23 protein-coding genes are annotated in these 24,285 nt (G+C 66.5%); 8 read left to right on the forward strand and 15 right to left on the reverse strand.

The window, feature by feature from the left end:
* Positions 1-14: 14 nt before the first annotated feature.
* Complete coding sequence (gene lptF / locus ACXAG6_RS10680; RefSeq protein WP_140013878.1) at positions 15-1,145, reverse strand: LPS export ABC transporter permease LptF; 1,131 nt, start codon at positions 1,143-1,145, stop codon at positions 15-17.
* A 94-nt stretch (positions 1,146-1,239) separates the two neighbouring features.
* Here lptF and ACXAG6_RS10685 point away from each other — a divergent pair, with 94 nt between their 5' ends.
* The 4 genes from ACXAG6_RS10685 to ACXAG6_RS10700 all read left to right on the forward strand — a co-directional run bounded on the left by ACXAG6_RS10685 (position 1,240) and on the right by ACXAG6_RS10700 (position 4,958).
* Positions 1,240-2,550 carry an FAD-dependent oxidoreductase gene (locus ACXAG6_RS10685; protein ID WP_475337487.1) on the forward strand — a complete coding sequence of 437 codons (1,311 nt, stop codon included), beginning with the start codon at positions 1,240-1,242 and terminating at the stop codon, positions 2,548-2,550.
* Positions 2,551-2,627: 77 nt separating this feature from the next.
* Complete coding sequence (locus ACXAG6_RS10690; protein ID WP_475337488.1) at positions 2,628-4,088, forward strand: leucyl aminopeptidase; 1,461 nt, start codon at positions 2,628-2,630, stop codon at positions 4,086-4,088.
* Positions 4,089-4,094: 6 nt separating this feature from the next.
* Entirely contained in the window at positions 4,095-4,559 is a 465-nt protein-coding gene (locus ACXAG6_RS10695) for a DNA polymerase III subunit chi (protein ID WP_475337489.1), read from the forward strand.
* A 186-nt stretch (positions 4,560-4,745) separates the two neighbouring features.
* Entirely contained in the window at positions 4,746-4,958 is a 213-nt protein-coding gene (locus ACXAG6_RS10700) for a hypothetical protein (protein WP_475337491.1), read from the forward strand.
* A gap of 191 nt (positions 4,959-5,149) precedes the next feature.
* On the opposite strand, the gene ACXAG6_RS10705 is transcribed toward ACXAG6_RS10700, so the two are convergent.
* The 9 genes from ACXAG6_RS10705 to cysG all read right to left on the reverse strand — a co-directional run bounded on the left by ACXAG6_RS10705 (position 5,150) and on the right by cysG (position 13,636).
* Positions 5,150-6,742, reverse strand: coding sequence for a tannase/feruloyl esterase family alpha/beta hydrolase (locus ACXAG6_RS10705; RefSeq protein WP_475337492.1), 1,593 nt, complete (start codon positions 6,740-6,742; stop codon positions 5,150-5,152).
* 111 nt (positions 6,743-6,853) lie between these two features.
* A complete protein-coding gene (locus tag ACXAG6_RS10710) occupies positions 6,854-7,435 on the reverse strand; it encodes a retropepsin-like aspartic protease family protein (RefSeq protein WP_140013882.1) in 582 nt (193 codons plus the stop codon).
* A gap of 32 nt (positions 7,436-7,467) precedes the next feature.
* Positions 7,468-8,082 carry a MarC family protein gene (locus ACXAG6_RS10715; RefSeq protein ID WP_140013883.1) on the reverse strand — a complete coding sequence of 205 codons (615 nt, stop codon included), beginning with the start codon at positions 8,080-8,082 and terminating at the stop codon, positions 7,468-7,470.
* Positions 8,083-8,137: 55 nt separating this feature from the next.
* Entirely contained in the window at positions 8,138-8,995 is an 858-nt protein-coding gene (locus ACXAG6_RS10720; protein WP_140013884.1) for a ferredoxin--NADP reductase, read from the reverse strand.
* An 84-nt stretch (positions 8,996-9,079) separates the two neighbouring features.
* The gene (locus ACXAG6_RS10725; RefSeq protein WP_475337494.1) at positions 9,080-9,505 is read right to left on the reverse strand and encodes a DUF934 domain-containing protein; all 426 of its coding nucleotides are present in this window, start codon (positions 9,503-9,505) and stop codon (positions 9,080-9,082) included.
* A 1-nt stretch (position 9,506) separates the two neighbouring features.
* Positions 9,507-10,301: a phosphoadenylyl-sulfate reductase gene (locus ACXAG6_RS10730; RefSeq protein ID WP_475337496.1), complete on the reverse strand. Its 795-nt coding sequence runs from the start codon at positions 10,299-10,301 to the stop codon at positions 9,507-9,509.
* A complete protein-coding gene (locus ACXAG6_RS10735; RefSeq protein WP_475337498.1) occupies positions 10,291-11,958 on the reverse strand; it encodes a nitrite/sulfite reductase in 1,668 nt (555 codons plus the stop codon). The genes ACXAG6_RS10730 and ACXAG6_RS10735 overlap by 11 nt, the downstream gene beginning before the upstream one ends.
* Positions 11,958-12,257: a DUF2849 domain-containing protein gene (locus ACXAG6_RS10740; protein WP_140013888.1), complete on the reverse strand. Its 300-nt coding sequence runs from the start codon at positions 12,255-12,257 to the stop codon at positions 11,958-11,960. Before ACXAG6_RS10740 ends, ACXAG6_RS10735 begins: the two co-directional genes overlap by 1 nt.
* The gene (gene cysG / locus ACXAG6_RS10745; protein WP_475337500.1) at positions 12,257-13,636 is read right to left on the reverse strand and encodes a siroheme synthase CysG; all 1,380 of its coding nucleotides are present in this window, start codon (positions 13,634-13,636) and stop codon (positions 12,257-12,259) included. Before cysG ends, ACXAG6_RS10740 begins: the two co-directional genes overlap by 1 nt.
* 136 nt (positions 13,637-13,772) lie before the next feature.
* Here cysG and ACXAG6_RS10750 point away from each other — a divergent pair, with 136 nt between their 5' ends.
* Positions 13,773-14,243, forward strand: coding sequence for an Lrp/AsnC family transcriptional regulator (locus tag ACXAG6_RS10750; RefSeq protein WP_140013890.1), 471 nt, complete (start codon positions 13,773-13,775; stop codon positions 14,241-14,243).
* Positions 14,244-14,316: 73 nt separating this feature from the next.
* On the opposite strand, the gene ACXAG6_RS10755 is transcribed toward ACXAG6_RS10750, so the two are convergent.
* A complete protein-coding gene (locus tag ACXAG6_RS10755) occupies positions 14,317-14,811 on the reverse strand; it encodes a hypothetical protein (RefSeq protein WP_475337502.1) in 495 nt (164 codons plus the stop codon).
* Between the two features lie 29 nt (positions 14,812-14,840).
* Entirely contained in the window at positions 14,841-16,022 is a 1,182-nt protein-coding gene (locus tag ACXAG6_RS10760) for a cytochrome P450 (protein WP_475337504.1), read from the reverse strand.
* 45 nt (positions 16,023-16,067) lie between these two features.
* On the opposite strand from ACXAG6_RS10760, the gene ACXAG6_RS10765 reads away from it, so the two are divergent.
* A complete protein-coding gene (locus tag ACXAG6_RS10765; protein ID WP_475337506.1) occupies positions 16,068-17,843 on the forward strand; it encodes an ATP-binding protein in 1,776 nt (591 codons plus the stop codon).
* On the forward strand, positions 17,840-19,075 hold the full coding sequence (locus ACXAG6_RS10770; RefSeq protein WP_475337507.1) for a sigma-54-dependent transcriptional regulator: 1,236 nt from the start codon (positions 17,840-17,842) through the stop codon (positions 19,073-19,075). Before ACXAG6_RS10765 ends, ACXAG6_RS10770 begins: the two co-directional genes overlap by 4 nt.
* Before the next feature lie 143 nt (positions 19,076-19,218).
* Here ACXAG6_RS10770 and purF read toward each other — a convergent pair whose 3' ends face one another.
* From purF to radA, 3 genes are all read right to left on the reverse strand, one after another.
* On the reverse strand, positions 19,219-20,676 hold the full coding sequence (gene purF, locus ACXAG6_RS10775) for an amidophosphoribosyltransferase (protein WP_254695502.1): 1,458 nt from the start codon (positions 20,674-20,676) through the stop codon (positions 19,219-19,221).
* Between the two features lie 194 nt (positions 20,677-20,870).
* Entirely contained in the window at positions 20,871-21,491 is a 621-nt protein-coding gene (locus tag ACXAG6_RS10780) for a CvpA family protein (protein WP_140013896.1), read from the reverse strand.
* Between the two features lie 27 nt (positions 21,492-21,518).
* A complete protein-coding gene (gene radA / locus ACXAG6_RS10785) occupies positions 21,519-22,883 on the reverse strand; it encodes a DNA repair protein RadA (protein WP_475337509.1) in 1,365 nt (454 codons plus the stop codon).
* Between the two features lie 279 nt (positions 22,884-23,162).
* On the opposite strand from radA, the gene ACXAG6_RS10790 reads away from it, so the two are divergent.
* The gene (locus ACXAG6_RS10790; RefSeq protein WP_475337510.1) at positions 23,163-24,248 is read left to right on the forward strand and encodes a lytic murein transglycosylase; all 1,086 of its coding nucleotides are present in this window, start codon (positions 23,163-23,165) and stop codon (positions 24,246-24,248) included.
* Positions 24,249-24,285 lie beyond the last annotated feature (37 nt).

Below are 24,285 nucleotides of genomic sequence, written 5' to 3' on the forward strand. Positions count from 1 at the left end.
GCAGCAGCGGCGGGTCATGCGGGGGCCTCCGCCTTGCGCCGCCGGGTGAACATGAAGGGCCGGTCGGCATACCACAGCAGCGCCGCGGTGATCGCGAGCCCCACTGCCACCGGCAGGTAGACCACTGGCCAGAGCGCGGCATCCTTGCGCGCGGCCCCTGCGGCCACCGTCTCCAGCACCTGCACCACGATCAGAAGCCCCACCGCCACGAGGATCTGTCGCCAGACCCCGAAGCGGGAGAATCCGCCGGTGATCAGCGTGGCAAAGCCGATCAGGGCCGCCACCAGCGCCGTAAACGGCTGCGCGATGCGCAGGTTGCCCTCATAGGTGAACTCGGCCCGGGTGCGCCCGGTGATCTCCAGCGCCTCCTCGGTGGGAGAGAACAGCGCCGCCGTCGGGTAGTGGCGGATATCGGTGCGGGCGTAGGCGGAGGAGGTGATGAGCGCGCCGATGTCGTAGGAAAAGTCGGAGAAGGCTGTGGTGAAGAGCCGCTCTGTCTCGGCGGAGAGGGTTTGCGCGGCGCCGTCGAACATCACCAGTTTCGGCCCGGTCTCTTGGCGCACGAGGAAGGCGCGGGCGGCGGTGTAAGTGGTGCGCTCGTCGGGGTTGCGGGCATCGGAGAGGAAAACATCGCGCAGCTCGCCCTCGGGAGAGATCTCGCGGATGTAGAAGGTGATGCCGGAGGCGGGGTGCAGGAACTGGCCCTCGGTGAGGAAGCGGGCGGTGATGTTATTGGCGATTTCTGATTGCCGCTCGGCCAGTTGGCCGCGCGAGGCGGGCACCAGCACATGCACCAGCACCGCCATCAGCAGGGCCACGAAGAGCCCGAAGAACAGCACCGGCCGCGCCATCCGCCAAGACGAGAAGCCGGTGGCCTGGATGACCACCAGCTCGCTTTCCGAAGCCAGTCGGTTGGTGGCATAGACCGTGGCCACGAAGGCCGCCATCGGTAGCACGAGGCGGATCACGTTGGGCAGCGAGAGCGCGGTGAATTCCACGAACACGCCCGCCGACTGGCCGTCTGCGATGAGCTGGTCAAACAGGATCACAGCGCGGTTGACCCAATAGACCGAGACGAGCACGAGCGAGAAGAAGCCGAACAGCACCAGAAGTTGGGAGAGGATATAGCGGTCGTATCTCGGCACGCGGACTGCCCCGGCGGTGTTGTTCTGGTTGCCGCGAAATCTAGCGGATCGCGCGCGGGGTTGAAACAGGCAATGATGCCGGGGCAGGCTGGCTGTGCGGAAGCAATGCAAGCTGCAGAAGGTGGCCGGGATGGGCGAAGCGCCGGAGTACGACTGCGTCATCGCCGGCGGCGGGCCTGCCGGGATGATCGCGGGCCTGCTGTTTGCCCGCGCCGGCTGCCGGGTGCTCGTGCTGGAGAAGCATGGCGACTTCCTGCGCGACTTTCGCGGCGACACGGTGCACCCCTCCACCCTCGACATCTTCGGAGACCTTGGCCTGCTCGACAGCTTTCTTGCGCTGCCCCACAACCGCCTGCCGCGCCTTGGCGGGGTGTTTGGCGAGGAGCGGGTGGCGGTGGCGGATTTCTCGCGGCTGAAGGCACGCTGCCGGTTCATCGCGATGGTGCCGCAGTGGCACCTGCTGGATTTCATCGCGCGCGTTGCCGCGCAGTTGCCCGGCTTCGAGCTGCGGATGAATGCAGAGGTGACCGGGCTGATCGAGCAAGAACCGGGCGGCCCGGTGACTGGCGTGACAGTGCGGGAGCAGGGCACCGAGCGCCGCGTCACCGCGCGGCTGGTGATTGGGGCGGACGGGCGGCACAGCCGGGTGCGGGAGGCCGCAGGCTTGCCGCTGAAGGAGGTGGGCGCGCCGATTGACGTGCTCTGGTTTTCGCTGCCTCGCCCGGGGGGCAACACGCGCGGGAGCGAACCCGAGCCGCTGTTGCGCAGCCGGGGCGGGCGCATCTTGGTGACAATCGACCGGGGTGATTACTTTCAATGTGCCTATGTGATCCGCAAGGGCGGGGCGGCACAGGTGCGGGCGGAGGGGATTGAGGCCTTTCGCCGCAAGGTGGCGGAGACGGTGCCGGATTTTGCCGGGGTGGTGGACAGGCTGGAGGATATCGAGGCGCTCAAGCTGCTGACCGTGCGGATGGACCGGCTCAAGACATGGTCGCGCCCGGGGTTGGTGATGATCGGTGACGGGGCGCATGCGATGTCACCTGTGGGCGGGGTGGGCATTAACCTTGCGGTGCAGGATGCCGTGGCCGCCGCCAATTTGCTGGCCGGTCCGCTGGCTGAGGGGCGGCTGGAGGAGGTGGACCTTGAGGCCCTGCGCCGCCGCCGCGCCTGGCCTACACGCGCGACCCAGGCTTTGCAGGGGCTGATACAGAACCGGCTTCTTGGCCCGATCCTGGAGCGCGGTGACGGAGCCCGTGCGCGGCGCGACCGCGCTCCGATGGTGCTGCGGTTGGTTTCATCCCTGCCGAGGCTGCAACGCAGGGTGGGCGCGGTGGTGGGCCTTGGGCTGCGCCCGGAGCACCCGCTTTCGCCCGAACGCCACCGGCTGACACCCCCCGGAGGGTGACGCTTCGCCAGCCCCCCTTTTCCTTCGGGGCGGTTTCGCCCTAGCTATGTGCGGCACGCAACCAAAGGAGTCGCCCCATGACCGATCTGCCCCGTTTTACCCTGAAGGAAACAGATATCGACGCCATCGCAGGGGCTGAGGGCCGGGTGGTGGTGCTGGTGCCCGACAATGGCACGCTTGATGTGCCCGCCCGCCGGGTGAACCGGCTGACCCGGGGCGCGCTGAAGCGATTGGTGGAGAGCGAGGCCTGGGGCAAGGTGGAAGAGGGCGAGGCGACCGAGCTGACATGGCCCGCGGGCATGGAAGCCGCGGCGGTGCAGGTGGTGCGTCTGTCGCGCCGCCCGACACTGGAGGCGGCCCGCAGGGCGGGTGCGGCCATTGGCAAGGCCGCCGGGGAGGGCCCGGTGCTGGTGCTTGCGGGCGCGGTCAAGCGCGCGGATGCGCTGCTGCTGGGGGCCCTGCTGGGGGCTTATGACTACGTTGAGATGACCTCGAAAGCGCCCAAGGCCCCGGTTGAGATCACCATGATGATGAACAAGCCCGAAGAGGTGGATGGCACCGAGGTGCAGGCGATGGCCGGGGGCGTGGCCTTTACCCGTGACCTCGTAAACGCGCCTGCCAATGTGCTGACCACCACCAATTTTGCCGACCGGCTGAAGGCGCTGGAGGGCGATGGCCTGACGGTGGAGGTGCTGGAAGAGGACGAGCTGGAGAAGCTCGGCATGGGTTGCCTGCTGGGCGTGGGCGAGGGCTCGGAGAGCCCCTCTAAGGTCGTGGTGATGCAGTGGAATGGCGGCGGAGACGAGCCGCCCTTGGCGCTGGTGGGCAAGGGCGTTGTCTTTGACACCGGCGGCATCAGCCTCAAGCCTGCGGGCGGCATGGAAGACATGACGATGGACATGGGCGGCGCGGGTGTTGTCAGCGGTGTGATGCAGCTGGTGAAAGAGCGCAAGGCCAAGGCCAATGTGGTGGGCCTCGTGGGCCTCGTGGAGAACATGCCCGACGGGCGCGCGCAGCGGCCCGGCGACATTGTGACCAGCATGAAGGGCGACACGGTTGAGGTGATCAACACCGATGCCGAGGGCCGCCTCGTTCTGGCCGATGTGATGTGGTACGCGCAGGAGCGCTTCAAGCCCGCTGCGATGGTGGACTTGGCCACGCTGACGGGGGCAATCATCGTGGCTCTGGGCCATGAGAACGCGGGCGTCTTCTCCAACGACGACCGGTTTGCCGGGGCCTTCCTGAAGGCCGCCGAAGCCGAAGGCGAGGGCGCGTGGCGGATGCCGTTGGGCAAGGCCTATGCCAAGCTGCTGAAGAGCCGGAAGGCGGACGTGAAGAACGTGGGCACCCGCTGGGGCGGGTCGATCACGGCGGCGGAGTTTTTGCGCCGGTTCGTGAAGGAGGAGACCCCGTGGATTCACCTCGACATTGCCGGTGTGGCGCAGCCCGCAGAGGCCCCCGCGCTTGGGCCGAAAGGGGCCTCTGGCTGGGGTGTGCTGGCGCTGAACCGGCTGATTGCGGATAGCTATGAGGGGTAAGCCCTGATGGGCAAGGCCATGTTCTATCACCTGACCCAGCGCCCGCTGGAAGCCACCCTGCCGGTGCTGCTCGAGCGTTCGCTCGCCCAGGGCTGGCGGGTGGCTGTGCGGGGCCGGGACGAGGGGCGGATGGGCTGGCTGGACGAGGCCCTGTGGAAGGGGCCGGATGAGCAGTTTTTGGCCCATGGCCGCGCGGGCGGGCCGCATGACGCGCTGCAGCCGGTGCTGCTGACCACGGGCGAGGAGATGCCCAATGGCGCGACCTGCCTGATGGCGGTGGATGGTGCCGGGGTGGGGCCTGAGGAAGTGGACACGCTGGAACGGGTTTGCGTGCTGTTTGACGGGCATGACCCGGATGCGGTGCAGCACGCGCGGGGCCAGTGGAAGGCGCTCACCGGGGCGGGCGTGGTGGCCGAATACTGGTCGGAAGAGAGCGGGCGCTGGGAGAAGAAGGCCGAGAGCGGCGGGTAGGCGCGGGGCGGCCAAGATTGGGCCTTGCCGGCCTGCCTTCCCTTCGTTGGCGCAGTGCCTGCTATACCTTAGATCAGATCGTCACATCGGAAGCGCGCGCCGATAGCCTTTCCCGTGGGGGCGCGGGGCGAGGGGGCGGCTTAGGGTGAAGTCGAGCGAAGATCGACACACCGGAAGGACCCCGACATGGCAAAAGCCAACATTCTTGCCGATACCGCACGCAACGGCCGCATCGCCGCCCTAAAACGTCTTGAGTTCAACAGCCCGCGTAGCTCGCGCCCCTGCCTCGAAGACAACATTGTCCGCTTGGTGCTGCCGCGCGGATGGATGACGCGCTCGGGTGCCAGCGTACACCTCCGTGCGCGTGGTGCGGATGGTTGGGGACAGTCGCCGGCCTGAGCGTCACCCTAGGCTTCGCCTCGGGCCTACGTGATACGCCGGAGATTTGCCACGGAGCGGAACGCCGAAAGGGCCATGCCGCATGATGGCGGGCGGCGATGTAATGGATCGGGGTGGATCCCGGTGTGCCGAAGGCCCAGAAGAGATTTGGGCCTCCGGCGGGAGATGCTTTCAGCAAGAAAATGCGCGGGTTACTCGGTGACGCAGCTGTAGCTGGTGGCGGCGTTGAGGTCGTTTGCGCCTTCGTTCAGCCGGGCGAAAGCCGGGTATTCGCACATCGGGCGGGTGCGGCCTGCGGTGGCTTCGGCGGCGTCGGTCATCACGAGGCCCTCGGGGGCGGTGCCTTCTTCGACCCAAGCGTCGAGCGCATCGAGGCTGGACCAGCGCATCTGGAACTCGCCGGAGCCGTGGCCGAAGCCGGGCACCAGCCAGAAGCGCATGAAATCACGCGTGGCCTCTTGGCCCATTTCCGCTACCACGCGCTCGTACCAGTCGACGGTGTTGCCGAAGGGGATGGCGAAATCGGTAGTGCCGTGCATCAGCAGGATCTTTGCGCCCTTGTCGGCGAAGGCGGACATGTCGGCTTCGACCGCATCGGTGATTTCCGACAGTTCGGTGAGGCGGGCGGCGTGAGCCTGAGGGTCGAACTCGATGGTGTTGGCGTCGGGGTCGGCCAGCACGCCGTAACGGATCATCGGGTCGGCCAGCACGGCGAGGCCGAAGTTGGCGACCGGGGTTGGCGGGTTGGTGAGCTCGGGCGACGTGCCCATGCCCCAGAGGCCGTATAGATCGCCTGCGAGGTAGATCGGCCAGCCGGAGAAGCCCGTTGCGCCGCCTTGGAGGGGCGGGGTTTCGGTGCGGGTGGCGATGACATCAAGCGCGGTGATCTGTGCTTGGGTGAGGCACTGGCCTTCTTGCGCGGTATCGCCCTCGCAGGCGAGGCTTTGCACGTCGAAGGCGGCCTCACAGGCGGCGATATTGCCGATCAGCCGGTCTTCTGCGCCATCAAGACCATCGCACGCCGCGAAGACCGCGCCGTTGAGCAGTTCGACATCGGCGGGGGACATATAGGCGCCCTCGGCGTAGAAGGCTTGGCCCGCGCGGATGCCGGAGAGCTGCAGCCCGACGAAGGGGTTGGCGGGGTGGGTGACGAGGGCACCGTCATAATCATCGGGCCAGCGCTGGATGGCGATCATCGCCTCGTGGCCGCCTTGGGAGCTGCCTTGGAAGTAGGTGCGGTTTGGCGCCTCGCCGTAGAAGGCGGTGAGGGCGGCCATGGCGGCGTCGCGGGTTTTCTTCAGCTGCTGGCCGCCGAAGTTGCGCAGGGATTCCTCGTTGAGCATGAACTCGCCCGAGAGCGAGGAGCCGGATTGATGGCCGCTGTCGCTGCCCCATGTGGCATAGCCCTTTTCGAGCGGGGTTGGCTCGCTCTCGGGGTTGAACTTGGCCTGGTCGAGGCCCGTAACAAGGCTGCCGTTGTAGCCGCCGCCGCCGTAGTGGAGGGCCTTGCCGTTCCACTCGGCGGGCAGGTTGACCTGAAAGTTGATGTCGGGTGCCGATGGATCGACCGGGTCGATCTCGCCGTTCAGCTGGCAGTAGGGGACTGGGGCCTCGATGAAGGCGGCGGTGTGAATGTCGGCGCCGCTGCTCGGCAGGCCGATGGCCTCGGGCGGCACGGAGAGGCCGCGCAGGGCGGTGCAGCCCTTGGCATCGGGGGCGGCGGTGGCGAGGCCGGGGCTGGTGACAAGCAGCAGCGCGGCCGCGGTGAAGCGGGTGCGTTTCATGGTGGTTCCTCCCTTGGTGCGCCGTGGCGGCGCGTGGCTCAAGGGTCGGGCGTGGCGGTGCGGTGCGCCAATTCAAAAGATGCTGAAAGCATAGAAATCGGCTTGAGCGGATCAGCGCTGGAGGATCATCTCGCCGCGCGAGAAGCTGACCGAGGCGAAGCGCTCAAGGTAGCGCATGCCGAGGAGAGAGCCGTTCATCTGGCCGTCATTGACCAATGCGCTCACGTTTCTGTCGGAGATGCCGCCGAGGCTGACCTCGTCGAGGCGCACCAGCGCGGTGCGCACCTCGCCGTTGGCGGTGTTGGCACGGCCAAGGTAGGCGAGGCTGTCGGGGTCGATCCCGGCGGCGCGGGCATCGGCGCGGGAGAGCACCATGTCGGACGCGCCGGTGTCGACCACGAAGCGGGTGGGCGCGCCGTTGATATCGAGCGTCAGGTAGTAGTGGCCATCGGGGGAGACGGGCACCTCTACGCGGCCATCCTCGGCAAAGACCGATTGCCGGGGCGCCACTTCACGCTTCACGTCATTCCAGAGGCCATAGGCGACGATGACGCCGAGAAAGATGAAGACCCAGAGCGCAGCGTGCCGGGCTGTCTGGCCCCAGTTGGTGCGGCCAGACACGAAGAAGTAGCTGCCGATGAAGACACCGAGCAGGATGAGATAAGTGAGCCGTCCGAGGGTATCGCCGTCCATATCAGGTATTTAGGGGGCGCTGCGGCGATTTGCTAGAGCAGGGAGAGGTCGCGCAGCCCGTCGATGACGAATTGCACCGAGAGCGCGGCAAGCAGCATGCCGAGGAGGCGGGTGGCCACGTTGATGCCGGTTTTGCCCAGAAGCCGCGAGAGCAGGCCGCCGCCGAGAAAGAGGATGAGCACAATGGCCAGCACCGTGGCCATAACGCCGATGACCTGAAGCGTTGTGGACCATGTGGCGTTGGGCGCGCCGGAGAGCAGGATCATCGAGGCAATTGCCCCCGGCCCTGCGATGAGGGGCGTGGCGAGGGGGAAGATGGAGGGATCGGGGCGATCCTCCTCGGCCTGGTCCTCGCGGCGCTTGGTGCGGCGCTCGAAGAGCATTTCGAGCGCGGTGAGAAACAGCAGCAGCCCGCCGGAAATGCGGAAGGCGGGCATGGAGATGCCGACGAATTCGAGCACCGCCTCGCCAGCGAGGCCGAAGACCAGCAGGATGGAAAAGCCGATGGCCACGGCGCGAATTGCGATGGCGCGGCGGCGGGCTTCGGTTTCGTCATGGGTGAGCGCGGCGAAGAGCGGGGCGAGGCCGAGCGGGTCGATCACCACGAAGAGGGTGACGAAGGCGGAGATGAGGAAGGCGGTATCCATCTTCTCCGACTAGGGCGAAAGGCGCGGCGGGGCAAGACCCACCGCGCCCAATGGGTCAGTCGAGGAAGGCCTTTTCGACCACGTAATGCGCGGGCTTGGAGTTGGCGCCTTCTTCCAGCCCGTAGCCTTCGAGCATCTCTTTCAGTTCGAGATTGAAGGCGAGGTTGCCGCAGATCATCGCGCGGTCTGTCTCGGGGTTGAGGGGGGCGCATTCGAGGTCGGTGAAGGCCTCGCCGGTGCGCATCAGGTCGGTGATGCGGCCCATCTTGGCGCTCTCTTCGCGGGTGGTGGTGGGGTAGTAGCGGATCTTCTTCCAGAAGCCCTCGCCGATCACCTCGTTCAGAAGCTCATCATCCTTGAGGCTTTCGATCAGCTCGCGGCCATAGGTCAGCTCGCCAGCTTCGCGGCAGGTGTGGGTGATGACGATTTCATCATAGTCTTCATAGGTTTGCGGCTCGCGCAGCAGCGAAGCAAAGGGCGCAAAACCGGTGCCGGTGGCGAAGAACCAGAGGCGCTTGCCGGGCAGCAGGGCGTCATGCACCAGCGTGCCCACGGGCTTTGGCCGCAGGATCAGTTCGTCGCCGGGCTGGATATGCTGGAGCTTGGAGGTGAGCGGGCCGTCCTGCACCTTGATCGAGTAGAACTCCAGCTCTTCGTCCCATGAGGGCGAGGCGATGGAATAGGCGCGCAGCAGGGGCTTTTGCTTGCCGGTTTTCGGATCCGGGTCGCCCATCAGGCCGATCATCACGAATTCGCCGGAGCGAAACCGGAGCGAGGCCGGACGGGTGCAGCGGAAGCTGAACAGCCGGTCGGTGTAGTGCTTCACCTCTGTCACGGTTTGCGCGTCGGGGAGCGTGGGCTTGGCTTTGACGGGTTGGGCGGCTTGTTCTGTCACGGGGCTCTGTTCGGTCATATGCAACTGTCGCGGGCTTTGTCGGCCGCGCGGCTCCTTGGTGCTTTGATCTGTATCAGGGTTTCTGAATATGTTCGAGGCGGCTCAGGCGCGCATGCGGGACTGGTAGTCATGCGCTTGCCAGTCGGCGCGAAACTTCCATTCGGCCTCCGGCTGGCGGGCGGCGAGATCGGGGGAGATTTCGACCTCATCGAAGCCACAGCGCCGCGCCATGGCGTATTGATCGGAGATCACATGGCCCGCGGCCCGAAGGCGCCCGGCGAACCCCATGCGGCGCAGGGCCTTGGCATGGGTGAAGCCGCGGCCATCGGCAAAGCTCGGGAAGGCGATGCGGATCAGGTCGATGCCGTCGAGGCGGGATTGAAGGGCTGCCGGGTCATCCCCGGGTGCAAGATCCACGGCCAGCGCGGGGGCACCGGCTTCGGTGCTGTCCAGCTCGGCGAGCGGGGTGACGGGGTGGGCCCAGTCATCGGCGGCAAAGCCGGTGTCGGTGACGATCACGTTTGTCATGTCAGGCACTCTTCCTTTCGGGAGCGGTTTCACTCTCGGGCAGGGGGCCGCGCACGACCTTGCCGTCGATGAAGTGGATGCCGCATTCTTCCTTGTCTTCGCCGCGCCAGCGCCCGGCGCGGGCGTCTTCGCCCTCTTTGACGGGCGTGGTGCAGGGCCAGCAGCCGATGGAGGGATAGCCCTTGGCCACGAGCGGGTGGCGGGGCAGATCGTGCTCATCCATGTAGGCCTTGAGCTCGGTGGCCGACCAGCCTGCGAGCGGGTTGATCTTGATCCGGGGGCCTTCGCTCTCGAAGTAATCCAGCGTGGCGCGGGCCTCGGCCTGAAAGCGTTTGCGGCCCGTCACCCAGCCGTCATAGGCCAGCAGGGCATTGGCAAGCGGAACGGTTTTGCGCAGGTCGCAGCAGGCGTCGGTGTCGCGCTGGTGCAGGGTGTTGTCGGGGTCTTGCGCGGAGAGGTCCACATCGGCGGCGCGGATCTGCTCGATGCCGGTCAGCCCGAGTTTTTCGGCAACATCGGTTTGATATTGCAGGGTTTCCTCGAAGAGCATCTGGGTGTCGATGAAGAGGACCGGCGCGGCGCGGTCGATCTCTGAGATCATGTGCAGCAGCACCACCGACTCGGCCCCGAAGGAGCTGACGGTGGCGATGCGGCCCATCGCCGGATCGGTGAGGGCGTGGCGCAGCACCTCCTGCGCGGAGGCCCCGGCAAAGCGCTCGTTGAGCGCCTTGGCCTCGGCGCTCGCGCGGGCTTCGGCCACCTCGTCGGTCACGCCAGTGACGGTATCACGCGGCATTGCGGGCCTCGCTTTCGGGGTAGAGGGCGGCCTTGAAGGGCGCATCCCCCAACCGGCGGAAGGTTTGCAGGAAGGTCTCTTCGGGCGCGTCGCGCAGGTCGAGGTAGGCCAGCATCAGGCGTTCGATGGCGGGCACGATCTCGTCCGCCGAGAAGCCGGGGCCCATGCGGGTGCCGACGGCGGCGGTTTCGGTGTGATCGCCGCCGAGCGTGACCTGGTAGTTCTCCACGCCCGCGCGATCCAGCCCGAGGATGCCGATGTGGCCGACGTGGTGGTGGCCGCAGGCGTTGATGCAGCCGGAGATCTTGATCTTCAGCTCACCGACCTCGTGCTCGATCTTCAGCTCGTCGACCCGGGTGGCGATTTCTTGAGCAATCGGGATCGAGCGGGCGGTGGCCAGCGCGCAGTAATCCATGCCGGGGCAGGCGATGATATCTGACGCAAGCCCGATGTTGGCGGTGCCGAGCCCGGCGGCCTTGAGTGCCGCGTGGATCGCGGGCAAGTCGCCCTTGTGGACGTGGGGCAGGATGACGTTCTGCTCGTGGCTGATGCGCAGCTCTCCGTGGGCATACTCTTCCGCCAGTTCGGCCATCAGGCGCATCTGGTCGGAGGTTGCATCTCCGGGGGTTTTACCGTGGGCCTTTATCGAAATTGTGACAATCGCGTGGTCCGCATCGCGGTGCGCGGTGAGGTTGGTATCGGCCCAGGCGCGGAAGATCGGGTCCATCTGATAGGCGGCGTCATAGGCGGCGGTATCGCCCTCGCGCAGCGGCGGGGTGGCGAACTGGGCCTTGATGCCGGCCAGAAGCTCCTGATCGACGCCGGTGAACTCAGGGCGGATCTCGGTGAAGCGCGCTTCGATGAGGTCGCGCATGGTGTCGATCCCGTTCTCGTGGACGGTGATCTTGATGCGGGCCTTGTACTTGTTATCGCGCCGTCCGAGCGTGTTGTAGACGTGGACGATGGCCTCGCAGTAGGGCAGCAGGTCTTCCTTGGGAAGAAACTCGCGCACCACCTTGCCGATCATCGGGGTGCGGCCAAGTCCGCCGCCGATGATGACCTTGAAGCCGGTTTCGCCGTTTTGCTCGACGATCTGGAGGCCGATGTCGTGGCTGCGGATCACCGCGCGGTCGGCCTCGGCCCCTGTCACCGCGATCTTGAACTTGCGGGGCAGGAACTGGAATTCGGGGTGGTCGGTGGACCATTGGCGCAGCAGCTCGGCGTAGGGGCGCGGGTCTTCGATCTCGTCGCCGGCGGCGCCTGCGAAGTGGTCGGAGGTCACGTTGCGGATGGTGTTGCCGGAGGTCTGGATGGCGTGCATCTGTACGTCGGCCAGGGCCTCGAGCATGTCGGGCACGTCTTTCAGCGCGGGCCAGTTATACTGGATGTTCTGGCGGGTGGTGAAGTGGCCGTAGCCCTTGTCCCACTTGTCGGCAATGAAGGCGAGCTGGCGCATCTGGCGGGCCGAGATGGTGCCATAGGGGATGGCCACGCGGAGCATGTAGGCGTGCAGCTGGAGGTAGAGGCCGTTCATCAGGCGCAGCGGCTTGAACTCGTCTTCGGTGAGGGCCCCGCTGATGCGGCGCTCGACCTGAGCACGGAACTGGCTGACGCGTGTGCGGACGAAGGCTTCGTCGAAGTCGGTATAGCTATACATCAGAGATCCACCTGTTTGCCGTGGGCATAGTTGGAGGGGCCGGTGGCGCGGAAGGCCTCGCGGAAGTGTGTGGGCTCGGGGCCGCGTGCGCCGGAGGTGGCGTCGGCAAGGTAGGCCCCGACGATTTCGGAGGCCTGCAGTTCGGCGGCGGCCAGGGCGGCGTTGGCCGCGGCTTCATCGGTGAAGAGCCGGGCATCCTCATGGCGGCGCGACCATTCGCCGTTATTCGTCAGGTAGATCACATCGCCCTCGATGAGCGCGTTGGCGGTGACGACCTTGGGGGTAAAGGGCTTGGGCATTACTGGGCAACCTTCAATTCGAGAGCATCGGCAGCGTCGCGTGGGGCGAGGCCATAGAGGAGGACCGCCGGGCCGTCGAGGCCCTCGGTTGTGTCTGGCAGGGCGGCGAGGGTGGTGTGCAGCACGCGCATATCGGGGCGCGAGGCATTTTCGACCACGGTCACATCGGTTTCGGGGGCCGCGCCGTGCATCATCAGGCGGCCCTGAAGGAAGCGCGCGCCCTTTTTGGCCATGTAGATGGCGGCGACATTGCCGGGTCGGGCGAGGGCGGACCAATCCTGCTCGGTGAAGCCCTTGGTGTCGTGCCCGGTCAGAAATCGAAGATCGGAATTGCGACCCCGCTTGGTGAGGCTCTGGCCGAGGGCGGCGCTGGCGGCGGAGGCGGCAGTGATGCCGGGCAAGATGCGTGTGGCGATGCCGTGGGGGGCGAGGGCATCCAGCTCTTCATCGAGGCGACCGTAGATGACCGGATCGCCCGCCTTGAGGCGCACGACCTTTTCGCCCTTGAGCGCATGGCCGACGATGAGCGCGTTGATCGCCTCTTGCGGGGTGCTCTTGCCGAAGCCCTTTTTGGAGACGTCGATCATCAGCGCTTCGCGGCGGGCGAGTTCGAGTATTTCGGGGGAGACGAGACCATCGTGAATGATGACCTCGGCCTCATCGAGCGCGCGGCGGGCCGCGAGGGTGAGCATTTCGGGATCGCCCGGGCCAGCACCGACGAAAGCGACCTCGCCCGGTTCGGGGGCTTCGTTGAGGTGGCGGGTGAGCAGCCCATCGAGCGCCGTGCGGGCGTTGTCTTCGCCCTTGGCGAGCGCCTTGGGGCCTTTGTCGAAGTAATACTCGGCCCAGAAGTCGCGGCGCTTCTTGCCCATCGGTAGCGCGTCGGCGGCGGCACGGAAGGCCTTGCCGATGCGGGTGAGCAGGCCCAGCGAGGTGGGCAGGCGCTCTTCAAGGTCGCGCTTGATGGCGCGGGCCAGCACGGGCGCGGCGCCTTCAGTGCCGATCGCCACTGTCACCGGGTCACGATCGACGATGGCGGGGGTGATGAACTGGCTGTTGTGCAGATCGTCGACGATGTTGACCAGCGCGCCTTCGGCCTCGGCCAGTGACTTGATGCGGGTGTCTTCGGCGTGATCCTCATTGGCGCCATAGGCGAGGCGGGCCCCTGCGAAATCACCCGTGCGGGCGGCGCGGCTGTGCAGAGTGATGCGGCCTTCGGCGGCGAGGGTTTGCAGGTCGGCGTGGGGATCGGCGGCGTAGACGTGCAGATCGGCCTCTGTCTTGGTGAGCAGGCGCAGCTTGGCCAGCGCTGCCTCGCCCCCACCCGAAAGCACCACGCGCTCATTGCGGGTGTTGAGGAAGATCGGGAAATGCTGCATGGCGGCGGCTCCTGTTGCTTGGGCAGAATGTAGAATTTTGTTCTGGTAATTGGCAGGGCTTCGCGGCAGTTAGGGAAAAACGTTCCGAGAAACTCCCGTGGTGGGTCGGAATTCTATCAATGCAGGAGAAATGCGAATGTCTGTCCGTTTGGACAAGATCGACCGGAAAATCCTTGCAGAACTGCAAAGTGACGCTGCGCAATCCTTGGACGAAATTGCCAAGAAAGTAGGCAGTTCGAAGACGCCGGTTTGGAACCGTGTGCGCAAGATGCGCGAGGCCGGGGTGATCCGCCAGAACACCGTGCTGCTGAACGCCGAGGCGCTGGGGTTGGAGGCGTGTTTTTTCGTGCTGATCCGCACCAGCGAACATGAGGCGGACTGGCAGCAGAAGTTCCTGAAAGCGCTGCGTGCGCGGCCCGAGGTGCTGGAGGCGCATCGGCTGGCGGGGGATATTGATTATATCCTGAAGGTGCAGGTGACGAATGCGCGGGCCTATGATGAATTTTACCAGGCGCTGATCGGCGAGGTGAAAATTCACAACGTCACGGCGTTGCTCTCGATGGAGGAAATCAAGAGCACCACGGCGCTTCCGGTGGCGATGGAGTGAGAGCGGCGGGGCCTTGTGCGCGGCCGTGGTGGTCGTGATTTTTTGCGTTAAATGAACGACTTGCGCGGAAAGGCTAATTTGCCTCTGCGAGCGCTTCGAGCACGGGCTGGAGCTTGCGGCCTATGCCGGTGGATAGGCCATCGCGGATGACGCTTTCTTCGCCTACGCCGAGGCCGGAATCCTCCCAAAGGACAAGCCGCCCCTCGGGGACTTCGCGGTAGAGCGAGGCCCAAACCATGGCACCGGCGGGGCCGGAGACGCCGCGAATGTAGAAGGTGAGGTTGACCGGGGCGACCATCGGCAGGTCACTCGGCGTGGGGGCATATTCATCTGTGCCGAAGCCCCATTCGACGAGGCCGAGGTGCAGGTGGGCGAGGTCTGCCTTGGCGGCGATACCGGCGACATGGGTGGCCATCGGAGCGCACATATCGTTGGCATAGGCCTCGCGGGTGAGGGTGACGCATTGGGTGATGATGCCGTCATAGCCAGTGGCGCGTTCGGGCGTGAGCACCCGCTCCTGCGCGGTGGCGGGCAAGGAAAGGGCGAGGAAAACAAGGGCGGCGCGCATGGGAAACTCCTGAAGCAATGCCCGGAAGGTTAGGCGGTGACGCTGAGGGATTCCAGCCCGTGGAAGTGATAGACCGAAGCGTAGCGGGGCGGTGCGGCGAGGGTGAGGCCGGGGCAGGCGGAGAAGAGCGCGGGAAGGGCGACTTGCAGTTCCAGCCGGGCCAGCGGCGCGCCGACGCAAAAGTGCAGCCCGGCCCCGAAGGCCATGTTGGAGGGCCCGCGCCGGGTGGGGTTGAAACTGTCAGGGTTGGGGTAGGCATCTGGGTCGCGGTTGGCCCCGGCGAGCAGGCAGGAGATGCGCTGGCCGCGTGTGATGGGGGTGCCGTAGATCTCGAAATCCTCAGAGGCGATCCGCTCGAAAATATGGAGCGGGGGGGCGTAGCGCAGCACTTCTTCGGTGAGCAGCGGGGCGTTCTCGCTGGATGAGGCGTGGTCTGCAAGCCGTTGTTCGCAGATGATTTTTATCGCGTTTCCGAGGCTGTGCACCGTGGCCTCGTGCCCGGCGTTCAGCAGCAGGATGACTGTGGAGGTGAGCTCTGCGGCGGTGAGCTTTTCGCCCGCTTCCTCGGCGGCGATGAGTTGCGAGATGAGATCTTCGGTTGGGGCGGCACGGCGGCGGGCGATCTCCTTGGCGAGGAAGGCGGTGAAGCTGTGGGTGGCGGCGATAGCCGCGTCTTCCATCTCGCGGGTACGGCCGGCCTGATACATGCCGACCATGGCGTTGGACCATGCGAGCAGGTCGGGCGCGCGGGCCACGTCAACGCCCAGAAGCGCGGCGATGGTGATGACAGGCAGGGGGCGGCAGAAGGCGTCGAGCAGGTCGAAGGGGCCGGAGGGGAAGGCGGAGATGAGATCGGCGCAGAGGGCCTTTAGCGCGGGGCGGCGGGCCTCGACGGTGGCGGAGGTGAAGGCATGCAGCACCAGCCCGCGCAGGCGCGTATGGCGGGGTGGGTTGAGTTCGAGCATCGAGTTGGCCTCGACGTCGTAGAAGGGTTGCAGGCGGGGCGGGATTGGGGGCGCGAGATCGGGCGGCATCTCGCGGCCAAGGCGGCGGTCTTTCAGCAGGCGTTTCACCTGCGCGTAGCCCGCTGCGGCCAGTTGCCCGTAGTCCTCCCAGTAAAACAGGTCACCGGCGGCGCGAGCGCGGTGATAGAAGGGGTATGGGTCTTGCACGAAGGCCGGATCGGTGGGGGATTGGGAAAGCGCCTGCATGGCGGCGACGCTTTCAGATGGGCGGCGAATTGTCTAGGAAGAGGAATGACGCGACGCTGGCTTGTTATCTTGCTCTACCTTGTTGCGGCGGCGCTGCTCAGCGTGGCGGCGGGCTGGGGTGGCTTTGCCTCGGCGCTGGACGAGGTGGAGCGGCGGGGGCAGAGCGATTTGCGGCTCACCTCGCAGCGGCTTGCGACCCAGTTGCAGAGCTATGCAGAACTGGCGGTGGCGCTGGCCGACCGGCCCGAGCCGCGCGCGCAGGTTGCGGGGCGCGGCGCGGCGGAGCGGGTTTCGGCGTTGCTGGTGCGCCATGCCGATATGACGGGCAGCGCGGCGATCTATCTCACCGATCTTGGCGGGCGGGTGCTGGCCGCGACGGGCGAGGCGGGGGCCGCGCCTGTGCGGCTGGATGGCCCCGAGATCGCCCGTGCGCGGCAGGGCGCTTTGGGCAGCAGCCATCGGGTGGACCCGGCGAGCGGCAAGCGGCTCTATTCCTACGCCGCGCCGATCTTTGCGCCGGGCGGGCCGGTGATGGGCATTGTCGTGGTGCAGGCCGATTTGCGGCTGATCGAGCTGGATTGGGCGGGCGATCCGGTGCCGGTATTCTACACTGACAGTGACGGCATTGTTTTTGTGGCCAACCGCACCGAGCTGCTGTTCATGCGCCGTGGCGGCGTGGAGGGCGCAGGCGTGCATGAGGGGGCGGAGCTGAAGCCGTTCTTTCCGTTTCGGCCATGGCAGGCAGAGGGGCGCGACCTGTGGTGGGTGGATGGGGGCCCCTATATTCCGGGAGCCGCACTGCATTTGACGCAGGATCTGCCGGTGATCGGGATGCGGGGCGAGGCGCTGATTTCGCTCGCGCCCGCGCTGCGGCTTGGTGCTTTGGCGGCGGCGGCTGTCGCGGCGTTGTGCCTTGGCTTCGGGGCCTTCCTGTTTTTGCTCAGTGAGCGCCGCCGTGCCCTGGCCGAGCGGCTGGGTGTTGAGGCGCGGGCGAATGCGGTGCTGGAGGCGCGGGTGGAGAAGCGGACGGCGGCCCTTCAGGCTGCGAATGTGCGGCTGGAGGGCGAGGTGCGCGAGCGCAAGGAGGCCGAGGCGGCGCTGCGCCGGGCGCAGGCCGAGCTTGTGCAGGCGGGCAAGCTGAGCGCCTTGGGGCAGATGAGCGCCGGGCTCAGCCACGAATTGAACCAGCCGCTGATGGCGATCCGCTCTTTTGCCGAGAACGCGGAGAGCTTTCTGGAGCGCGACAACCCGGAGCGGGCGGCGCAGAACCTTGGCCGGATTGGAGACCTTGCGCGGCGGATGGGGCGGATCATCCGCAACCTGCGGGCCTTCGCCCGGCAGGAGAGCGAGCCGATTGGCCGGGTGGATCTGGGGGCCGTGGTGGAGACGGTGCTGGAGCTGGTCGAGGGCCGGATGGCGCAGGTGGGTGTTGCGCTGGACTGGGCCGCCCCGGGCGCGCCGGTGATGGTGCGGGGCGGTGAGGTGCGCTTGCAGCAGGTGGTGCTCAACCTTGTCAGCAATGGGATTGATGCGATGGCCGGGCGCGAGGGCGCGCGGCTGGGCATTGCCATTGAGCCCGGCGCGTCGGTGCGGCTGAAGGTGCGCGACACCGGCCCGGGCATTGCGGAGCCGGACCGTATTTTTGACCCGTTCTACTCCACCAAGGAGGTTGGCGCGAGCGAGGGCATGGGGCTGGGACTTTCCATCAGCTACGGGCTGGTGCAGAGCTTTGGCGGCAACATCCGGGGTGTGAACCGGGAGGGCGGCGGCGCGGAGTTTACGGTTGAGCTTCAGCCCGCCGATATGGAGGTGGCGGCATGAGCGGAGCGCGGCGTGTGCTGGTGGTGGATGACGATGCGGCGGTGCGCGAGGCTCTGGGGCAGACGCTGGAACTGGCCGAGATCGAAGCGATCCTTGCGGGCAGCTACATTGAGGCGAAGGACCACATCGGGCCGGAGTTTGACGGCGTGGTGGTGAGCGATATCCGGATGCCGGGGCGCGACGGGTTCTTTTTGCTGGCCGAGGCGCGGCGGCGCGACGAGGATTTGCCGGTGATCCTGCTCACCGGCGAGGGTGACGTGCCGATGGCCGTGAAGGGGATTGGCGAGGGGGCCTTTGACTTTCTGGAAAAGCCCTGCGGCCCCAAGGAGTTGGTGGGCGTGGTCGAGAAGGCGCTGAAGGCGCGGGCCTTGGTGCTGGAGAACCGGCGGCTGAAGCGGGAGTTGGAGCGGGGCGATGCGGCCTCGCGGATGATCTTTGGCCATTCGGCAGAGGCGCAGGCGCTGCGCGCGCAGGTGCGGGCGGTGGCAAGGGCCGGGGCCGAGGTGTTGGTGACCGGCGGGCCCGGCTCGCAGACGGCGAAGATTGCCGAGGTGATCCACATCATGTCGCCCGCCGCGCCGCAGCCCTTCGTCAAGCGCCTTGCCGCCTCGCTGGATGAAGCCCGGCTGGATGCGGCTATTGAGGCGGTAGGGGCGGGCACGCTTTTTCTGGATGAAATCAGCGCCTTGCCTGCATCCGCTCAACTTGTTCTGTTGGATCGGCTGGAGGCACCGGGGGAGGCGCGGATCGTTGCCGGAACCACCCGCGACCTTGTGGCTGAGATGGAGGCGGGCCGGTTTGCTGCCGATCTCTACTACAGGCTCGACGTGATGCAGGTGCGGATTCCGACGCTGGAGGAACGACGCGAGGATATCCCGGTGCTGTTTCGCCATTACGTGGCGCAGGCCGCCGAGCAAGCGGGGATCGCGGAGCCAGAGGTGAGCGAGGAGCATCTGGCCGGGTTGATGGCGCAGGACTGGCCGGGCAACGCGCGCTCGCTGATGAGCGCGGCCATGCGCTTTGTGCTGGGCATGCCCGGCGAGGCGCAGGAGGCGGCAGAACTGGGGCTGGCCGAGCAGATGGCGCGGGTGGAGAAGTCACTGATTGCCGCCGCGCTGGGGCGGCAGAACGGGAATGCGACGGCGACGGCGGCGGCGCTGCATCTGCCGCGCAAGACGTTTTACGACAAGCTGGCCAAGCACGGGCTGAAGGCGGAGGATTTTCGGCGGTAGGGAATGGCAGGGCGGCTCATCGGGGCCTTGCCTGCGGCGCGGCCGCTCTTCGCAGCGGTGGGGCTGTCATCCTCGGGCTCGACCCGAGGATCTCGTGGTCGGGAGGACCTCGGGTCAGGCCCGAGGGTGACGGCTGTTCCGGGTTATTCGGCGGCGGTTTTCATCTCGAAACCCTGCTCGATCATGTCGGCGGGCTCGACCGGGTATTCGCCGGAGAAGCAGGCGTCGCAATAGGCTGGGCTTTTCGGGTCGCGGCCCTTGGCCTCGCCCACGGCGCGGTAGAGACCGTCGAGCGAGATGAACTTGAGGCTGTCGACACCGAGGTAGTCGGCCATTTCGTCGGCGCTCATGTTGGCGGCCAGCAGCTTGCTGCGCTCGGGCGTATCGACGCCGTAGAAGCAGGGCCATGCGGTGGGGGGCGAGGCGATGCGGAAGTGCACCTCTTTGGCGCCTGCGTCGAGGATCATTTCCTTGATCTTGCGCGAGGTGGTGCCGCGCACGACCGAGTCATCAACAAGGATCACGCGTTTGCCCTTGATCAGCGCGCGGTTGACGTTGAGCTTGAGGCGCACGCCCATGTTGCGGATTTGCTCGGTGGGCTCGATGAAGGTGCGGCCCATGTATTGGTTGCGGATGATCCCCATCGCGTAGGGGATGCCGCTTTCGAGCGAGAAGCCGATGGCCGCGGGGGTGCCGGAATCGGGCACGGGGCAGACGAGATCGGCGTCGACCGGGGATTCCTTGGCCAGTTCGCGGCCGATGGCTTCGCGGGTTTCGTACACGCTGCGGCCACCGAGGATGGAATCGGGGCGCGAAAAGTAGACGTGCTCGAAGATGCAGAAGCGGCCCTTCTTGGAGCGGAAGGGGCGGCGGCTGTCGACGCCATCCTTGGTGATGACGACCATTTCGCCGGGCTCGATCTCGCGGACGAACTCTGCGCCGATGATGTCGAGCGCGCAGGTTTCGGAGCTCAGGGCCCAGCCGTCGCCGACCTTGCCGAGCACCAGCGGGCGCACGCCGAGCGGATCACGCACGCCGATCAGCTTGGTGCGGGTCATGGCGACGATGGAAAACGCGCCTTCGACGCGGCGCAGCGCATCTTCGAGCCGTGCGGGCACGTCGCGTTGCAGCGAGCGGGCCATCAGGTGGATGATGCACTCGGAATCCGAGGAGCTCTGGAAGATCGAGCCGCGCTCGATCAGCTCGCGGCGCAGGGCTCCGGCATTGGTGATGTTGCCGTTGTGGGCAATCGCGGCGCCGCCCATGGAGAACTCGCCGAAGAAGGGCTGCACATCGCGGATTTGCGTGTTGCCCTTGGAGCCGGCGGTGGAATAGCGCACGTGGCCGATGGAGAGCGGCCCGGGCAGCGTGTCCATCAGTGAGGCTTTGGTGAAGTTGTCGCGCACGTAGCCGAAGCGGCGGGCGGAGTTGAAGCCCTGTTCGGGATCGTGGCTGACGATGCCGCCCGCCTCCTGTCCGCGATGCTGAAGCGCGTGCAGCCCGAGGGCGGTGAAATTGGCAGCCTGTTCTACGCCGATGACACCGAAAACGCCGCATTCCTCGCGGAGCTTGTCGTCATCGAACGGATGGGCGGGTGGCAGGGCGGGTTGACCGCGCTGATGGTCGGGCAAGGGGCAGCTCCGAATCCGGCTTTGTGAGCGATGCCCCCGTTTAACCTTTGCCGCGGGCGCTGTCATCCCTTTGTAACGGGCGTTTGACACGAAGGGCTGACGATGGGGGTGCAGGCTGCGTAAAGAATGCGCAGCCCGCGTGTGTTTGGGGTGTTATCGGGCGATCAGTTGCCGTCGGTCGCAGGCTGATCGGGCAGGGCCGTGGGATCGGCCGGTGCGGCGGCAGGCGCGCCACAGGAGCGATCTGTCAGGCTTTCGAACTTTTCGCGGAACCAGTTCATCACGCCTTCCTGATCGGCGATTTCGCCGTCGATCCGGGTTTTGGCGGAGCCGAAGAGCTTGGAGGTTTGGCTGTCATCGACGAAGGCGAGGCTCTCGGAACCGGCGATGAAATCATAGAGCACCAGCGCGATGGCCACGAGGATCAACCCGCGCAGGGCGCCGAAGACGAAGCCGAGGCCCTGATCGACCGCGTTGAGCGCGGAGCGTTGCACGAGGCTGGCAAAGAGCGGGGTGAAGAGCGCGAAGATCACGAGGCCGATGGCGAAGACCACGACGAAGCCCGCGCCAGTGGCTAGTTCGCAATTGTCGAGGAAGTCCTGCACGACAGGGATTTCCTTGACCAGCGGCACCGCTTGGGGCGCGAAGATATAGGCCAGCACGGCGGCGCCGATCCAGCCTGCGATGGCGAGGATCTCGCGCACGAAGCCGCGGGAGTAGGCGAGAATCGCCGACAGGACGATGACGACGGCAACGCCCGCGTCAAAAATGGTGAAGCCTTCCATGTGCTCTCTTCTTGCCTTTCCGGTCTGTCAGCCTGCGCCGAACATCTCGCCCACGAAACCCGTGAGGTCTGACATTTTGCGCAGGTCCATGCCCCCGCTGGAGGTAGATTTTGACCCCTCTGCCAGCGTTGCGCAGGAGAAACCAAGTTTTTGCGCCTCTTTCAACCTGTTTTCGGTTTGCGAGGAGGGCCGGAGGGCACCGGTGAGGCTGATCTCGCCGAAAACCACCATGCGTGGCGGCAGGGGCACATCCTCGCGGGCCGAGAGCAGGGCGGCGGCAACGGCGAGGTCGGCGGCGGGCTCTGACACCCTGAGGCCGCCCGCGACGTTGAGATAGACATCCATCCCGGCGAAGGGGATGCCGCAGCGGGCTTCCAGCACGGCGAGGATCATGGCCAGTCGCCCCGAGTCCCAGCCCACAACCGAGCGACGCGCCTGGCCTGCGGGGGCGGGGGCGACGAGGGCCTGAAACTCCACCAGCACGGGGCGGGTGCCCTCGATCCCGGCGAAGACGGCGGTGCCGGGGGCGGGTGTTTCATTGTCTGACAGGAAGAGGGCGGAGGGATTGAGCACTTGGGCGAGGCCCTCGCCGGTCATCTCGAACACGCCGATCTCATCGGCCGGGCCGAAGCGGTTTTTCACTGCGCGCAGAATGCGGAACTGGTGGCCGCGCTCGCCTTCGAAGTAGAGCACGGTATCGACCATATGCTCGACGACCCGGGGGCCGGCGATGGCACCTTCCTTGGTGACATGGCCAACGAGGATGACGGCGGTTCCGCGCCGTTTGGCGAATTGGGTCAACTCGTGGCAGGCCGCGCGGACCTGCGAAACCGAGCCGGGGGCCGAGTCGACCGTGTCGGACCACATGGTCTGGATCGAATCAATGATGCAGAGGTCGGGGCGCTCGGCATCCAGCGTTGTGAGGATGTCGCGCAGGGAGGTTTCGGTGGCCAGCTTGACCGGCGCTTCGGCCAGACCAAGGCGGCGGGCGCGCATGCGGACCTGCGCGGAGGCCTCCTCGCCGGAGATGTAGATGGTTTTTTGCCCCGCCATTGCAAAGCGGGCGGCGGCTTGCAGCAGCAGGGTGGATTTGCCGATGCCCGGATCACCGCCGACGAGCGTGGCGGAGGCGGGCACGAGGCCGCCGCCGAGCACCCGGTCAAACTCGTCGAGGCCGGACATGGTGCGCGGCGGCGGGGCCTCGGGTGAGGAGAGGTCGGCCAGCGGGATGGTGGTGCCCTTCTTCGCGCCCAGCCCCTTGCCCTTGGGGCCAGAGGACAGCGGGGCCTCTTCATGAATGGTGTCCCACGCGCCGCAGGCGTCGCATTGGCCCTTCCATTTGGAGTGGGACGCGCCGCAGGCGGTGCAGGTGAAAGCAAGGGATTTGGCCATGCCGCTTTGTGCCCCGAGCGGCGGGGCTTGGAAAGGGGAGATCGCAAGCCGCGGCGCGGGGCCGGGCGGGGTGGGGATATGATGTGGCCGCGCGAGTCGCGCGGTCGGCGGTCGGCGGTCGGCGGCGGAGCGCTGCGGCTGGCTTTGCGGTGCAGATCGCACTTGGGGCGGCGCGGCGCATGGGCTAGGCTCGCGCAAAAGAGGACGTCAGCAACGGGGGGACACCCGATGACATTGAGCGTTACGAGCAGGCGCGGATTTTTGGTATCAACGGCGGCGATGGGGCTTTTGAGCGCCTGTGGCGGGGTGAACGGTTTTGACGCCGTCCCCCAGAGCGCGCCCGATCCGGCGATGAGGCCGGTGGCCAATGCGGCGTTTGACGCATGGGTGGCGCGGTTCAAGGGCCGTGCGGTGGGCGCAGGCATTTCGCAGGGCGTGGTGGACCGGGCCTTTGCGAGCGCGGGCTTCATTCCCGGGGTGATTGAGCGCGACAGGAATCAGGCGGAGTTCAAACGTTCGTTCGAGGATTACCTTTCGCTGGTGGCCAGCGAGAAGAAGGTGGCGATGGGCCGGGCGGCGTTTTCGCGCCAGCGCGGGCGGCTCAATGCGATTGAGGCGAAATACGGGGTTCCGGCGGAGATATGCTGTGCGATCTGGGGTGTGGAAAGCACCTATGGCACGCGGCGCGGCGATATTCCGGTGATCTCGGCCTGTGCGACGCTGGCCTATGAGGGGCGGCGCGGTGCGTTTTTTGAAAAGCAGCTGATCGCGGCGCTGCGCATCCTGCAATCGGGCGACACCACGCCCGAGCGGATGGTGGGCAGCTGGGCCGGGGCGATGGGGCACACCCAGTTTATCCCCACGAGCTACCAGCTGTTTGCGGTGGATTTCACCGGCGACGGGCGGCGGGACATTTGGAGCGACGATCCGAGCGATGCGCTGGCCTCGACGGCGGCCTACCTTGCCAAGAACGGCTGGCGGCGCGGTGAGCGTTGGGGCAGCGAGACCACCAGCGGGGGCTTTCAGCCCGATCCGGGCGGGCCGCGCTTTGCCGTGGGGCACAACTTTAATGTCATCAAGCGCTACAACAACTCTGACAACTATGCCCTCGCGGTGGGCTACCTCAGCGACAGGATCGCCGGGCGGGGCGGGTTGAAGGCCGAGTTTGGCCCCGACCGATATGGGCTGACGCAGAAGGACCGGATGCGGTTGCAGGCCGGTCTGACGCGCGCCGGGTTTGATGCGGGCACCGCCGATGGGGTGTTGGGCAACAAGACGGCGGCGGCGATCCGGGCCTATCAGGCGGCGAACGGGTTGCCGGTGACGGGAGAGCCCTCGCGCGCGTTGTTGCAGCGCTTGGGCTGATCTGGTGAGGGCCGGAGCGAGGGGCCAGCCCCTCGCG

Source organism: Vannielia sp. ABF1_015 (assembly GCF_056160745.1).